This is a genomic window from Proteus hauseri ATCC 700826, from assembly GCF_001654965.1.
Classification (GTDB): domain Bacteria; phylum Pseudomonadota; class Gammaproteobacteria; order Enterobacterales; family Enterobacteriaceae; genus Proteus; species Proteus hauseri.
This window is the reverse complement of the sequence record NZ_LXEV01000030.1, coordinates 16523-31880: the sequence shown is the minus strand read 5'-3', so window position 1 is coordinate 31880 and position 15358 is coordinate 16523. Positions and strand designations below refer to the sequence as shown.

General features: G+C 35.8%; 15 protein-coding genes. 10 read left to right on the top strand and 5 right to left on the bottom strand.

The features are described from left to right. The first annotated feature begins 273 nt into the window (after positions 1–273). Positions 274–750 carry a phosphohistidine phosphatase SixA gene (gene sixA, locus M997_RS12885; RefSeq protein ID WP_064720520.1) on the top strand — a complete coding sequence of 159 codons (477 nt, stop codon included), beginning with the start codon at positions 274–276 and terminating at the stop codon, positions 748–750. A gap of 56 nt (positions 751–806) precedes the next feature. Here the strand turns inward: sixA and smrB are convergent, their stop codons facing one another. After that, positions 807–1349: an endonuclease SmrB gene (gene smrB / locus M997_RS12880; protein ID WP_064720519.1), complete on the bottom strand. Its 543-nt coding sequence runs from the start codon at positions 1347–1349 to the stop codon at positions 807–809. A 623-nt stretch (positions 1350–1972) separates the two neighbouring features. Between smrB and prmB the strand changes: the two genes are divergently transcribed. The 7 genes from prmB to M997_RS12845 all read left to right on the top strand — a co-directional run bounded on the left by prmB (position 1973) and on the right by M997_RS12845 (position 7899). Beyond that, positions 1973–2905, top strand: coding sequence for a 50S ribosomal protein L3 N(5)-glutamine methyltransferase (gene prmB, locus M997_RS12875; RefSeq protein WP_074379362.1), 933 nt, complete (start codon positions 1973–1975; stop codon positions 2903–2905). 82 nt (positions 2906–2987) lie between these two features. Then, positions 2988–4073, top strand: a complete 1086-nt coding sequence (gene aroC, locus M997_RS12870) for a chorismate synthase (RefSeq protein WP_064720518.1) — start codon at positions 2988–2990, stop codon at positions 4071–4073. Between the two features lie 184 nt (positions 4074–4257). Then, positions 4258–5058, top strand: coding sequence for a sulfite exporter TauE/SafE family protein (locus tag M997_RS12865; RefSeq protein ID WP_064720517.1), 801 nt, complete (start codon positions 4258–4260; stop codon positions 5056–5058). Between the two features lie 17 nt (positions 5059–5075). Beyond that, positions 5076–5630 carry an elongation factor P hydroxylase gene (locus tag M997_RS12860; protein ID WP_064720516.1) on the top strand — a complete coding sequence of 185 codons (555 nt, stop codon included), beginning with the start codon at positions 5076–5078 and terminating at the stop codon, positions 5628–5630. A gap of 153 nt (positions 5631–5783) precedes the next feature. Next, positions 5784–6056, top strand: a complete 273-nt coding sequence (locus tag M997_RS12855; protein ID WP_064720515.1) for a YfcL family protein — start codon at positions 5784–5786, stop codon at positions 6054–6056. Between the two features lie 326 nt (positions 6057–6382). Next, the gene (locus M997_RS12850) at positions 6383–7279 is read left to right on the top strand and encodes a hypothetical protein (protein ID WP_064720514.1); all 897 of its coding nucleotides are present in this window, start codon (positions 6383–6385) and stop codon (positions 7277–7279) included. Positions 7280–7365: 86 nt separating this feature from the next. Then, the gene (locus M997_RS12845) at positions 7366–7899 is read left to right on the top strand and encodes a GNAT family N-acetyltransferase (protein WP_064720513.1); all 534 of its coding nucleotides are present in this window, start codon (positions 7366–7368) and stop codon (positions 7897–7899) included. A 75-nt stretch (positions 7900–7974) separates the two neighbouring features. On the opposite strand, the gene M997_RS12840 is transcribed toward M997_RS12845, so the two are convergent. The 3 genes from M997_RS12840 to mnmC form a co-directional block, all read right to left on the bottom strand. Beyond that, positions 7975–8751 (bottom strand): DUF2145 domain-containing protein, encoded by a 777-nt coding sequence (locus tag M997_RS12840; RefSeq protein ID WP_239994712.1) that lies wholly within the window; start codon positions 8749–8751, stop codon positions 7975–7977. A gap of 43 nt (positions 8752–8794) precedes the next feature. Beyond that, entirely contained in the window at positions 8795–9229 is a 435-nt protein-coding gene (locus tag M997_RS12835) for an STM0539 family protein (protein ID WP_064720511.1), read from the bottom strand. A 129-nt stretch (positions 9230–9358) separates the two neighbouring features. Further along, positions 9359–11410, bottom strand: a complete 2052-nt coding sequence (gene mnmC / locus M997_RS12830; protein ID WP_064720510.1) for a bifunctional tRNA (5-methylaminomethyl-2-thiouridine)(34)-methyltransferase MnmC2/FAD-dependent 5-carboxymethylaminomethyl-2-thiouridine(34) oxidoreductase MnmC1 — start codon at positions 11408–11410, stop codon at positions 9359–9361. A gap of 205 nt (positions 11411–11615) precedes the next feature. On the opposite strand from mnmC, the gene fabB reads away from it, so the two are divergent. Then, positions 11616–12827 (top strand): beta-ketoacyl-ACP synthase I, encoded by a 1212-nt coding sequence (gene fabB, locus M997_RS12825; RefSeq protein WP_064720509.1) that lies wholly within the window; start codon positions 11616–11618, stop codon positions 12825–12827. 555 nt (positions 12828–13382) lie between these two features. On the opposite strand, the gene M997_RS12820 is transcribed toward fabB, so the two are convergent. Further along, positions 13383–14303: a DMT family transporter gene (locus tag M997_RS12820; RefSeq protein WP_064720508.1), complete on the bottom strand. Its 921-nt coding sequence runs from the start codon at positions 14301–14303 to the stop codon at positions 13383–13385. A gap of 121 nt (positions 14304–14424) precedes the next feature. Between M997_RS12820 and M997_RS12815 the strand changes: the two genes are divergently transcribed. After that, complete coding sequence (locus M997_RS12815) at positions 14425–15204, top strand: AraC family transcriptional regulator (RefSeq protein WP_064720507.1); 780 nt, start codon at positions 14425–14427, stop codon at positions 15202–15204. Positions 15205–15358 lie beyond the last annotated feature (154 nt).

Below are 15358 nucleotides of genomic sequence, written 5' to 3'. Positions count from 1 at the left end.
GGAAAAAAAAGCCAAAACTGTTAATTATAGTGAGATATGACAAAATAATTTTAAAAAAATGTATTAAAAACGATATTATTCAAAATAATATCCTGAAAAATAAATTCAATTTTTTAGATTAATGAGTGTCATTCAGCAAATTAAATAGCATGATTTCAAATTATGATATTCAATATCTTTTGCAGAAATATGTTAATTTACGTTGATTGAAAAACATTGTTGGGGCTAATTAAAGCCGTAATTACAAAAATAAAATAGGTTTAATAATTTACTATGCAAATTTTTATTATGCGCCACGGAGAAGCTGCAATTGATGCTGCAAGTGATGCTGTTCGTCCACTAACAGAGCGTGGGCAGCAAGAATCAATAAAAATGTCACAATGGATGACCCAGCAAAATAATCGAATTGATTATGTTCTCGTTAGCCCTTATTTACGTGCTCAACAAACATTTAATGCAGTAAAAAAAGGATTAGCATTACCTGATAAAGTTGAAACTGATGATGGGCTTATCCCTGGCGGTAATCCAGATCATGTTGCTCATTATCTACGTGCATTAGGTGATGCGGGCTATCAAAATATTTTGGTGATTTCACACTTACCTTTGGTGGGATATGTTGTTGCAGAGCTTTGTCCTTCAGTATGTGCGCCTATGTTTTCTACATCGACCATTGCTTGTGTAGATTTCGATCTTACTAAAGGCACTGGTTCACTATTGTGGCAAGTTTCTCCATCAACATTAAATCAGTAAGTTAGCTGTATAAAAGCGAGTATTTAAATCATCATACCTTGGTGTTTTATTGAAGATTAACGGCGTGCGATATCGTCATTTTCAACTAACAATAATAAGGCTGCATCGCCTCCCCATTCTTTAGGGGCTTGATGAAAAGCAATAACATCTGGGTGTTGAGCCAGCCAAAGAGGTGTTTGTTGTTTTAAAATATGTTTACCATGACCATGCATTATGCAAGCACAGTAAACATGTTCTCGTCTACATGCGGCAATTAATGCACCAATTTCTTGCTTAGCGATAAGTTGGGTAAGCCCATGTAAGTCTAAAAAGAACTCTGGTGCATAATCTCCTCTACGTAACTTTTTAAGTTCATAAGCATTTGCACCTTCTCGTAAATAGCGAGTTGGGCCATCAGTTGCTAAATTGGGCTGAAATTCATCAGAAAAATAATATGATGCATCAACTTGCTCTTGTTGTAGTCGTTCTACGGCATAATGCATAACTTTTTTACGTTTAGGTGAATGTATTATTTTATCTTGTTGTAATTTTTTGGTGCCTTTCACCATTTCTTTAAATAGCGCTAAATCAGAGGGTTGTAGTGTCAATTTTTTGTTCATTTTTTTTCGGTTCTTCATAGTGTTATCTATTTTATAAAACAATAGTACATGAAATAGAAGAAGATATAAAAAAGTTATACGCTAAAATTTTGCACAAAAAAAGGCAGGGAATTTACCCTGCCGAAATAGTCACATAGCTAGCAAATATGAGATGTCTGATAAATATATACTAGGTTTATTGAGTTATCTGTACATAAAGCAAATCGATTATTTGATTCTGTTGATTCAAATTATGGCGAAAACACGCTTTTTTGATACTGTAAATCGCATTGATTTTCTTATATTAGTGCTAAATGACAGAATATAAGTGAAACAAAAATAAAAAAGTGTTATTGGCGTATCTTGTTACTATGTAAATAAACGCTATTTAAAGTATGGTTGATATTTTTATATTTTCTAATAAAAGTGGGATTTTTAGCCTATTCATCCAGATTTAATCAAAATTATTTGTTTATTGGTTGCACATCGTCTTTATCTTAACATTTAAATCTATTGGGCTTTTTTAAGTGAGTGATCTGATGAAATGAATGCGATCAAGATGTATTTTTTTCTCATTCACCGCTGATTTATCATCATCTTCATGGCAAACTACATACTTTCCATTTATTCAGAGGACAACGGTTTTGGATATCACAACAAAAGAAGAAGCGATAGCTGATTTAAGCACGATCCTAGATATGTTACGCTGGGCTATGAGTCAATTTAACTCATCTGATATTTATTATGGTCACGGCACAGACAACGCTTGGGATGAAGCATTACAGCTAGTATTGCCTACGCTTTCACTTCCTTTGGATGTACCAGACTCCTTACTATCAACACGCCTAACAACCTCTGAAAAAACAGCGATTATTGAGCTGATTGAAAATCGAATTGAGCAAAAGATCCCTGTTCCTTATTTAACGAATAGTGCATGGTTCTGCGGGCATGAATTTTATGTTGATGAACGCGTACTTATTCCTCGTTCACCTATTGGTGAACTTATCAATAATCATTTTGATGGATTAATTCAAAATGAACCGACACGTATTTTAGATTTATGTACAGGTAGTGGATGTATTGCCATTGCTTGCGCTTATGAATTTGAAGAAGCTGAAGTCGATGCGGTTGATATATCTGAAGATGCTTTAGAAGTAGCTCAATTTAATATCGAAAATCATGGATTAATTCATCGTGTCTATCCAATGCAGTCTGATTTATTTAGTGAAATAGTACCGACACCTTACGATATTATTGTCACTAATCCGCCGTATGTTGATGCTGAAGATATGGGTGATTTACCAGATGAATATCATATCGAGCCAGAATTAGCATTAGCTTCAGGTCTTGATGGTCTTGATATTACGCGTCAAATCTTATTAAACGCACCGAACTATCTTAGTGAAAAAGGTATTTTAGTGTGTGAAGTTGGAAATAGTATGGTGCATCTTATCGAGCAATTCCCAGAAGTTCCTTTTACGTGGCTTGAGTTTGAAAATGGTGGTTTAGGTGTCTTTATGCTGACACGTGAACAGCTAGTAGAATATTCAGACAGTTTTTCAACGGATAAACGTTGATGTAATAGTTTCTAAGCGTTAGATTGTTATTCTTACAATAACATAATGATAACATCACACAGCTCAAGACAGGAATAACGGGATGGCAGGAAACAGTATCGGACAATTGTTTAGAGTGACTACCTTTGGTGAGTCACATGGTATAGCACTCGGATGTATTGTTGATGGTGTACCACCAGGATTACCATTAACAGAAGCTGATTTACAAGGTGATCTGGATAGACGACGTCCGGGCACTTCTCGCTATACGACGCAGCGCCGTGAGCCTGATCAGGTTCGTATTTTATCAGGTGTTTTTAATGGTGTAACAACGGGTACCAGCATTGGTTTATTGATTGAAAACACTGACCAACGCTCCCAAGATTACAGTGAAATTAAAGATGTTTTTCGCCCAGGACATGCCGATTATACTTATGAACAAAAGTATGGTTTACGTGATTACCGAGGTGGTGGACGCTCTTCAGCTCGTGAAACTGCGATGCGTGTTGCCGCAGGTGCGATAGCAAAAAAATATCTTAAAGATAAATTTGGTATTGAAATTCGTGGTTGCTTAACACAATTAGGTCCTATTGAATGCGATATTGTTGATTGGTCTATTGTTGAAACCAATCCCTTCTTCTGTCCTGATCCTGCTCGTTTAGATGCACTTGATGAATATATGAGGGCATTAAAAAAAGAAGGGAATTCTATAGGTGCAAAAGTTACCGTTATTGCTGATGGTGTGCCAGCTGGATTTGGTGAACCGGTGTTTGATCGCTTAGATGCCGATCTCGCTCATGCTTTAATGAGTATTAATGCAGTTAAAGGTATTGAGATTGGTGATGGCTTTGGTGTAGTTACCCTTAAAGGTACCGAAAACCGTGATGAAATTACTAAAGAAGGCTTTAGCAGCAATCATGCTGGAGGTATTTTAGGCGGAATTAGTAGTGGTCAGCCAATTGTTGCACATATCGCATTAAAACCAACATCAAGCATTACCATTGCAGGTAAAACAATTAATCGCGATGGTGAAGAAGTTGAAATGATAACTAAAGGTCGTCACGATCCTTGTGTTGGTATCCGAGCTATTCCGATAGCTGAGGCCATGATGGCTATCGTATTGCTGGATCATGCATTACGTCAGCGTGGTCAATGTGGCGATGTAACGTCACCATTAATGCAGTGGTAATTATAAATAGCTTAATCCACATAGTTATTGGTTGTGTGGATTAACTTTTTAACTAGCAAGTTTATATTTTTATAGGTGTGGGCGCCTAAATTTATTATGCCCAGATCGTGTTGCTATCCTTTTTTCTCATAATGTATGTTGTAGCAACACGTACCCTTCATCTCTGATTAATTCGGATAGATAAATGGATTGGCTATTTTCAGAGGGCATCTACCTTCTTCTGTTTTTTGTTGCTGTTATTGCAGGATTTATTGATTCTATTGCTGGTGGTGGCGGGCTTATTACTATTCCTGCATTACTTTCAGTAGGAATATCGCCAGTACAAGCGCTAGCGACGAATAAATTGCAATCTGTTGGTGGCTCTTTTTCGGCAACACTTTATTTTATACGCCGACGAGTTATTGATTTAAAAGCACAGCGATTTGCCATTTTAATGACCTTTTTAGGTGCTGTTTCGGGTGCAATGCTGGTGCAGTTTATTAACCCTCAGCTTCTCAAACAGTTTCTTCCTATTTTAATCATTGCGATAGGTCTTTATTTTTTATTCACGCCCTCTATTGGTGCTCAAGATAGTAAACAGCGCTTAGGTTATTATGCTTTTGGCGCATTATTAGGCGGTGGAGTTGGTTTTTATGATGGTATTTTTGGCCCCGGTGCAGGCTCTTTTTTCGCATTAGGCTATGTCACATTGCTGGGGTATAACCTGTCAAAAGCCACAGCACATGCGAAACTGCTCAACTTTACTTCTAATTTTGGCTCTTTACTCTTTTTTATTATTGGTGGACAAGTTTTGTGGACGATAGGGCTTGTTATGCTCTGTGGTCAATTTATTGGCGCGCGTATTGGTGCTGGTTTGGTTCTAACAAAAGGACAAAAATTAATAAGACCCATGTTGGTCATTATCTCCTTTTTGATGAGTATCAAACTTATTCATGATAATCATGGCGATACTATTGCACTTTGGTTCTCTGCGCTTTTTAAATAGGAATAAATGGTTTTTAAATGTCAGAACATCATTATCAACAGTTAATTGATATATTTAATCAATGCTTTAGCGATAGCTATCAAACCCGTTTAGTTATAGGGGATGATGAACCTATATATTTGCCAATAAGCGAAGAGTGCCCTTATCATCAAGTTGTTTTTGCTCATGGTTTTTACGCTAGCGCATTACATGAAATATCACATTGGTGTATTGCAGGAGAAAAGCGTCGTCAGCAAGTTGACTATGGTTATTGGTATTGTCCTGATGGGCGAGATGCGAAAACTCAAGGACAATTTGAAGTTGTTGAAATAAAACCACAAGCATTAGATTGGTTATTTTGCCAAGCCGCTGGTTATCCTTTTAATGTCAGTTGTGACAATTTAGAAGGCGATTTTGAGCCTGATCGCTATGAGTTTAGAAACAAAGTAAGAGAGCAGGTTCTTAGTTATTTACGCGAGAAAAACATACCGCCTCGTGCGCAGCTATTTATTAATGCGTTACATTTGTTTTACAATACGCCGGAATTAACTGAAGCGCAGTTCCCTTATCAGGAAAATCCTTTAGTTATTTAAGGGTGTTGAGCCTAATTATTAGCCAATATCCGTTGCGAAGGTTTTGCCCAAATAGGGCGGAGTCTGAAGTAATAAGGTTGCTATGTCATTCTTATAGGCATGAAAAATAGATAAGAAAACGAATATAGCAACATTATATATTGAGGATAAATAATGCTTTCTGAGTATGAAACGTACTTATTAGACCAAATAGATAGTCGTGTTGAACATGCTACTGATGATGAATTATTTGCAGGTGGATACCTACAAGGCCACATTACATTAGCCGTGGCTGAGTTAGAGCAAGAAAACAACATGCAATTAGAAGCGCTGAGAGTGCGTGTAGAAGAGAGTATTGAAAAGGCAATTAAGGCTGGTGAACTTTCTCCTCCTGATCAGGTTTTAGTTATATCAACATGGCGTGATTTAGTTAACTCAATTAATTAATTTAAGCTATCTTTTAAAAGAGCAACCGACATTGTTCGGTTGTTTTTCTTTCTTAAGTACATATTAAAAATATGAGTAATTAAGTCATATTTAGGACATTTGATGTTGAAATGGATGAATTTTTAGACAAAAATTGATCCTAACTATTTATCAATTGTTTTTATTTGATTTTTCAAAGTCTATGTATCTCTAAATGATTGAGCATAATAATGCTATCTTTTGTAACGCCTTGCCATTTCTGTAAAATTACTTTTAAATGTTTTTAGGAATGTTTCTCGGGATGCAAATGATTTGCATAGAATATTTATGATAAGGATAACGATACGATGAAAAATTTCTTTAAAGTAGGCTTACTTACAGGCGCGGTATTTATTTTATCAGCTTGCGACCAACTCGATTTAGATAATAAAAAAAATAAATTTTATTACAGTAATCCTAGCGAAAGCCTGATTAGTTTTAATGTTGATGGTAAAGACTACCAAATAGAACCGGGTAAAAATGGTTATTTAACATTATTACCAGGCGAACACAGTTTGCAAGATAGTGCCGGCAATAAATCCACTTTTATGGTTTATGATAATAATAACGGTGGCATATTAAACCCTGACAACTTTATGTATTATCGTTTATCTGAAGTTTATGCGGTAAAAGGGCAATCAGATAAATTTAAACCTACTGATTATAAAGTCATTATTAATGGCTTCCAGCTAGAAATGCCGTTGCAAAGTACCAATGCGACATTAATCGATGGTAATGTGTTTAAATGTACTTATGCTTTAGGTGAAGCATTTCCAGCTGAAATTCGAAGCAGTAACAAAAATAATGATGGTAATATAAAAAATAAATGTTTTGATAAGCCTGAAATTGTTAATTATTTTCTTACTGATTACGCTGAAAATTTGCAGCCTCTGTCTAAAGAAGATGAATACAGCGATTCAGTAAATATTAATATAGATTATACCTTACCATTACCTGAATTTACTGATCCTGATATTCAGGCCGAGGCTGAAAAATTAACGGCCTTATTAAATCAAATAAACGAAAGTAGCGATCCTAAAATTCATGACAAATTAAAAGAAAAACTCCATGAAAGTATGGTTAATTTATCTAAAGCTTATGGTGAAAGAGTTGTCACATCATCGGTTGAAGATAATAAATACTACAATCGATTTATAGAAGAAAGTGGTGTTTTTCAATCTTATGGTATTTTACCTAGAGAATAATTATTCTCTTAATAAGTTCACTTTCAAAGCCATCCTATTGGGTGGCTTTTTACATGCGCTGAAATATATATTACTGGAAAATAATAATGAAAAATAAACACATCAGATTACGACAAACACAACCTAGCGACGCAATTATATTACCTGAAATTGAGAAATCAGCAGGGCAGCTTTTTGCTACATTAGAAGACTTAAGTTGGATCAGTGAACATGGTGTACAGAATGTTGAAAGCCATTTGAAATTTATTGAAAAACAGTCACATTGGGTTGCTGTTAATGAAAGTAATAAACTGGTTGGTTTTATTATGACGCAAGCATTACCCGAAAGTTTGTTTATTCATGAGCTATCTGTCAGTAAAGAATGGCAAAACCAAGGGATTGGTAAATTATTAATTCAACACGTTATTGATAAAGCTAAAGAAAAACAATTTTCTGCAGTAACTCTGACTACATTTCGTCATGTGCTCTGGAATGCGCCTTTTTATCAGCGATTCGGTTTTGTTATTTTGCCAAATAACGAAATCCCAGCATCATTACAAGAGATTTTAATGCATGAAGTGACTGAGGGTGGTTTTGCACCAGAAACACGCTGTGCGATGAAGTTTGATATTTCAAGGTAAAGATAGCTAAGATTAAACTAGGTTATTTAATCGACTTATTACTCAATCAGCAAAGGTAACGACAATATAGTTACCTTAATTAGGTAATGCGAATAAACAGACTGATGATCCCCAATTTCCATGTTCACAGTTAATCTGTTTTCTCCCATAATTATTCATAAAATTAAGTAAACTATCACCTGAGTTAAAATAAATAATATTAGTATTCGGCTGATCACTTATCGATATATGCGGAATAAACATATCGGCCATAGTGCGTTTTACAAAGCTAACACTTAGGGATGAAGAGACATAACTTTGAGAGGTCAACCAATCAATACCAGTTGAAAGTGAGGTTACTTGTGACGAAACGGCTGCACCTAACACCATTAATATCCATCCATTAGAGTTTTGCATTTCAATTGAAAATGGATAGGCAATCATATTGTAGTGAGCTTGATGTAAATCTTGACGTTTTTGTCGATTAGTTAGTGTTGTGAGTAGCCTTTCTTGTAAATCAAAAGAGAAGTGCAGTGTTGCTACAGTATTTTCTGATAAATCATCATCAAGAAATTGATATAGTCCTTGAATATATAAATTCGACCGATCTGTGCCACATTCATTAAGATTATGGTAAACACGCCAATGGCCAGTTAATGTTTTTACCGCATAAGCGCCATGAGAAAATGTTAAGCCATAATCAGATAAAGATTGCCCTTGGCGAAAAAGGGCTATAACGCGATCACCACTGTTATCAAGCAATTGTCGTAAAACTTTAGCTTGTTCAGTTCGTAATGCGATATCTTGAGGTGTTGATAATGTTCTATCAGCACAATTATGGCTACTAGCATAGGAAAAAGTAGTTATGTTCAAGCTAATAAGCAAAACAATTATTCTGATTTGATTTGATCTCATATCAATTAAGTTTTTCTTGATGAGAAAGTGAGCTATCATCTTGTGTCACAATATGAGAAATAATGGTATCGCCTTTCTTTAAATATGCACCAGCGCCTTTTTCAACGGGTTCAAGTGTCAGTTTATCATCAGGTTTAATTGGATTTTTTTCTAACACATCAGCAGGAACAATTATTTCGACATCTTCCCCTTTTTCTGTTTTTGCTTTAATCATTTTTTCATCAGGTTTATTACTTTTCTCAACAGAAATTTGTACCAATATAACAGGCAACGCAATTGGCGATAACAGGATCCCACTGACAAGGGCTGAACTTCCTACACTACTTGCTACACTCATTACAGAATAAATTTCACCTTCTGAATGATTACCGGCTAAGGCGGGTAATGAGATAAGTGCTATTGATCCAATAAGTAATGATGAAAGTGTGTTTTTCATTGTATATCCCTATTAAGTAGTAAATATGAATGAAATGTATTTTTTAGCACTAGCAATAATAAATATATAACTTAATCAATTGGTTATGGTTTTCACTGGGCGCCATTAATAAAATATTAATCAATAATTCTACTGTTTTGTTTCAATTGGTTTTCCTCGTAATAAAGGTCTTACCCAAAAACGATTAGGGTGTAATGCATGTAAGATTTTATCTTCAACAGGAAAAGGTTCATCAAAAATTTGGCTTGCTAAAATTTCAGCGGATAAAGGCGCTGAACATAAACCTCGTGAACCTAATGCGCTAAAAATATACAGTTGATGAAAAGCAGGGGCGAGTGATGGTGTTATTTTTCGACGTTTAAATCGGTCTAAGTGTTTATATTCTATAACTAACCGCTCAAAGTCAGGCACTTCACCTAAAAGTGGAAGATGATCTCGAATAGTACAACGAATACCTACACGTGCTTGATTTTGGCTAAAATCAACGTCTTGAGTCCATTTGGCTTTTGATAAACAGTGAGTAAGATGCCATTTGTTATCTTCTTGCTCTTGATGAGAAACATCTAAATCTAATTTATCTCGACGAAAACTCGCACCCACACAATGTAAATTATCTTGAGTATCAACAGGTGTAAAGTAGCCGTCATAACATAATACTGTTTTGAGTTTTGATAGATTTTTTGTGGTTGGGATATGACTTACTTGACCACGTACTGCACTAATGGGAAATTTAGCACTTTGGCTAAAATCAGTGATATGTTGCCCATTGGCTAAGATAATGCAGTCATGTTGAGCTATACATTGAGAACAGCCATCACTATTTTGCTGATTAATGATCAAATTCCAACCTGTATCATCTTTTTCTATTTGTGTTACTTGATGCTTGAATAAACAGGTGGCGCCTAATCGTTTAGCAAAAAGCAACGCATTAGTGGTTAATTCAGTCGGTGAAAGCCAACCTGCTTGTGGATAAAATAGTCCATCACTATTAATATCAAGCCCGCATAATGCATTTATTTCTTCTTTTGAAAGATAGCGAGCAAGATGAGTAAAAGGCTGAGAGTAATTAATTATACGTTCCGCTTTTTTACGTACTTTATCGCTATAAATAATTTGAGCAACGCCAGATGATTGATAAGTAAATGCTACGCCAGCTTGGTTTAATTGCTTGTAATAGCGATGAGAAAATAGAAAGGCCTGAGTGAAAAATTGTTCTAACTCATCTGATTTACCATTAAGTAATGGATATAAAACGCCTTGTCTATTACCTGATGCATTGGCTGCTGGTTGTGGATCTTTACAATAAATAGTCACCTTAGCTCCTCTTCTTAAACAACAAAGAGCCATTAAAGCACTAGCAACTCCACCACCAATAATGGCGATATCTTTATGTTCTGTTGCACTTGGCCGCGCATAGTAGGGAATAAATTCAGTAGCGGGAGGATGAGGAAATATGCCGGTAAGCATCTCTCTTTTTTCACCAAATCCTTTTACTTTTTTGATTTCAAAACCGACATTTTGTAATCCGCGTCTTACAAAACCAGCAACAGTAAAGGTGGCGAAAGTTCCGTTTTCTCGCATTGAATCAGCCATCGCTTGAAATAGAGTATCACTCCACATTTGTGGGTTTTTAGAAGGCGCAAAGCCATCAAGAAACCATGCATCAATTTTGTTGTGAAGTGCTTGGCGAGTTTGTGGTAAAAGTGTGTTGATATCACCAAACCATAAATCAAGAGTAATCGTACCTTCAGCAAGAATAATACGATGACAACCCGCAACAGGCTCTGGCCATTGAGAACATAGCTCCTGTGAGTATTTTTCAAGTTCATGCCAGTGATTATGAGCAGAGTTCAAATCGTGTTTAGTTAGCGGAAATTGCTCAAAACTAACATAATGTAAACGTTGTAGTTTTGCGTTGGGTGTTGCTTGACGAAATTGCTCAAATGCTTGCCAAAGAGTAAGAAAGTTTAGCCCAGTACCAAAACCCGTTTCTGCAATAACGCACTCAGAGCGTACATGTGTACCAAAACGTGCTGGAAAATGATTTCCTTGTAAGAACACATGTCGAGCTTCTTCTAAGCCATCTTGATTTGAAAAATAAATATCTCCAAATTGTTCTGAGATGGGGGTTCCTAGCTCATTCCAACTTAGGGATGCGGTATTGATAGGGGTATTTTTCACGGAACTGCCTGTATTTCTCGAAAAAATTATTAGGTATCTTAGCGCTGTTCTATAGGTTGTTCCAGCCGTTAACGGCACCACTATTTTTCTCGTTATCTTTATTTTTGTAAAAAAGCCCCTGATCGGACTTGTTCAGCGTACAAGTGTACGCTAAAGTGCTACTTAGAAATCCCGCAGCTACAACTATTATTGTAAAGAGGTATAAATGAAGCGCGCAGTGATCACGGGTCTGGGTATTGTTTCGAGCATTGGTAATAACCAGAAAGAAGTGCTGGATTCTTTAAAAGAAGGTCGTTCCGGGATAACTTTCTCCGAAGAATTTAAAGAGATGGGGCTTCGTAGCCACATTTGGGGCAACGTTAAGCTTGATACTGAAGGTCTTATTGACCGTAAAATCCGCCGTTTTATGAGCGACGCATCAGTTTATGCCTATTTATCTATGCAAGAAGCGATAGCAGACTCTGGCTTAAGTGAAGACCAAGTTTCTAATATTCGCTCTGGCTTAGTTGTAGGTTCAGGCGGTGGCTCTCCTCGTAACCAAGTTTTAGGTTCAGATGGTATGAGAGCTAAAGGTCTACGTGGTGTAGGTCCTTATATGGTAACTCGTGCTATGGCATCAGGTGTTTCTGCTTGTTTAGCAACTCCTTTTAAAATTAAAGGTGTTAACTATTCAATTAGCTCAGCATGTTCAACATCAGCACACTGTATTGGTCATGCGGTTGAACTTATCCAGTTAGGCAAACAAGATGTTGTTTTTGCTGGTGGTGGCGAAGAGTTAAGTTGGGAAATGACCTGTGAATTTGACGCAATGGGTGCTCTTTCAACAAAATATAACGACACACCCGCTAAAGCTTCACGTACATACGATAAAAACCGTGATGGTTTTGTTATTGCTGGCGGTGGCGGTATCGTTGTGGTTGAAGAATTAGAACATGCATTGGCGCGTGGCGCACATATTTATGCTGAGGTTGTCGGCTATGGCGCGACTTCAGATGGTGCGGATATGGTTGCACCTTCTGGTGAAGGCGCAGTGCGTTGTATGCAAATGGCAATGCAAGATATTGACCATGTTGATTATATTAATACTCATGGTACATCAACACCCGTTGGTGACTTAAAAGAGCTGGAAGCAATTACTGAAGTGTTTGGTTCTAAAACCCCAGCAATTTCTGCCACAAAAGCAATGACAGGTCACTCATTAGGTGCAGCTGGTGTTCATGAAGCTATTTATAGCTTACTGATGTTAGAGCATAGCTTTATTGCACCAAGCATTAATATTGAAGATCTAGATGATAAAGCTAAGGGTATGAATATTATCACTAAACCTACAGAACAGAAACTTGAAACAGTGATGTCAAACAGCTTCGGTTTTGGTGGTACTAATGCTTCGTTAGTAATGAGTAAATATAAGAACTAGTTAATAATACTTATATTAAATATTAAAAAAGCAGACTTTATTTTATAAAATCTGCTTTTTTTATGCAAAAATAATAAAATAATTTAATTCGATAGTCTGAATAAAGATATTTTCAAATAAAAACTATTATAAAACGACCCTTTAACGGAATGATAAAAATAACAAAACAAATAATTGCTTAGTTTATTATTCTAAATTAATAGACTAAATGAACGACATATGTTTATAAAAAAATAAAGAATTTATTTCTATTCAATCGTTTAATTTAATTTTAATGATAATAATTAAATGTATTGTTTTATATGTATTTAGGTTAACAAAGTTATCAATAACTAAAGAATTGAACATGAAAAATTGATCTGGGTTATTTAATATTAATAAAGTAGAAGCTATTTAATATGAAAGTTGATAGTGTCTGTCCCTGGATACTTGTATTACTTTTATATTTTACACTTTGATTCTAATGTTAGTTTAGCACTATCTAAACTAACATTATGAAGTGACCGGCTAATTATTTAGCCGGCATTTTTTTATTATTGTCTTTTTGACATTGACTCACATCTCCTGATGACAATCTGCTTTTTTATTTGCAGACTGACGTCGGAAATTCAGAGGTGTTCGCAGTTGCTGAACTAAAATTACACCAAGTAAAACTATTCCACCCCCGACTAAATGATAGCTATGCATCTCTTCTCCCAAAAAGCTAATTGCGATCATTGCAGTAAATAGTGGCATTAAATTCATAAAGATTGAGGTAGTGTTAGCACCTAATTTCATTACACCTAAAATCCACAAATAAGGTGCAAGAATGGATGCGCCAATACCGGCAAATGCAACTAACCCGATATTATCTTTTGTTAAAGCAACACTCTCGGCCATAAAAAAGTTAGGTAATAATAACAAAACACCAAAGGCAATTTGAACATAAAGCGATTGCCAACTTGGTAATGGAATAGACCAACGTTTTGTTAATACGCCATATAACGCATAAGAGGCAGAAGCAATAAACATCATTAATTCGCCATAACCTAATCCTTGAGAAAGCAAGTGAGAAGGTTCTCCTCGGCTAATTAACCAAACTAAACCACCAATAGAAAGTAATGTACCTAATAAAATTCCGACAGTTGGAATAATACGTAATAAAAAAATACTAATTACAACAGTTAGCAAAGGAATAAGTGAATTTAATATTCCCATAAAAGTTGCACTAACATAATGAGCAGCATAATAAGCAAGGCTTTGGTACATCACCATACCTAATGCGCCCAATATAAATAATTTCCACCAATACTGTTTTACGGCTTTACGATGATGCCAAACAGGCATAATAAGAAAAGGCGTCATTATTAAAAAGGCAAGGAACCAGCGATAAAAAGAAATAGCCGCAGGATCAATCACAGAAGCTGCTGCTTTATTAACAACGGCATTAATAGACCAAATCAGTACCGCTAGAAGCGGAAAAATCGCATTTTTCATTATTCTCACATCTATTTTTAAACCAGATGGCTATTGTATGCTTGTCTGATTAGATATATATAATGAAAACCAGACAACCTATAAGCCAATAAAGACAACATGACAGGAGAACAATATAAAGATGACAATAGAACAACAAATGCAATGGTTGCTCTCTGATCCTGACACAGTTCGATTTCGTGATGAGCAATTATTGGCAGAAACAGAGTTTCATTACCATCAGCATGATTTCGGACAATTATTATATGTTGTTTCTGGTGTGATGGATCTCGAAGCAGGGGGCCAGCGTTTTTTAGCCCCTCCTGAATTTAGTGTTTGGATCCCAGAAAAAGTAGGACATGCAAGTTATAATAAAAAAACTTTGTCGTTTAAAGTGTTAGATGTTTCTCCTGCGTGGTCTAAAGGATTATTGGACAAGCCTTGTCTTATTCAATTAAGCCCCATTTTCTCAACGATCTTTTCTGATTTTTTTCATCGAGGTGTGTGTAAACCTCATACGGAAGAAGATTTTCGCTTAGCTCAGGTACTTATTGATCAATTAAAAGCGGCTCCTATTCATCACACGTATTTACCTTCCTCAAAAGATAAATTATTAGCACCAATATTAGCCGCATTAGAGCAAGAACCGGCTAATAATACCTCATTAGAACAGTGGGCAAAAAAACGCTATACCTCAGAAAGGACGCTTTCACGGCGTTGTCAGCAAGAATTAGGTATGTCATTTAGCGAGTGGCGTAAGCGTTTAAGATTTTTACATGCGATTTCTTTATTAGAGCAGGGAAAAAGTGTCAATGAGGTTGCTTTTGATGTGGGTTATAGTTCGTCTTCTTCATTTATTGCAATGTTTCAACAATTTGCAGGAACAACGCCAGAGCGTTTTCGTCGATTACCAAATTGTTAAGACTTCTTTTCATATATTTACTTAAAATATGGGCAGATCTCATCAGCAATAATAGGCTTTGCTTTCAATAAGTGGCAAAATAGGCCGCTTAAATTTATTTTTTGTATGTGTTGTTTCATATGTATTGTTTAATTCATATTGTTTAATTCATATT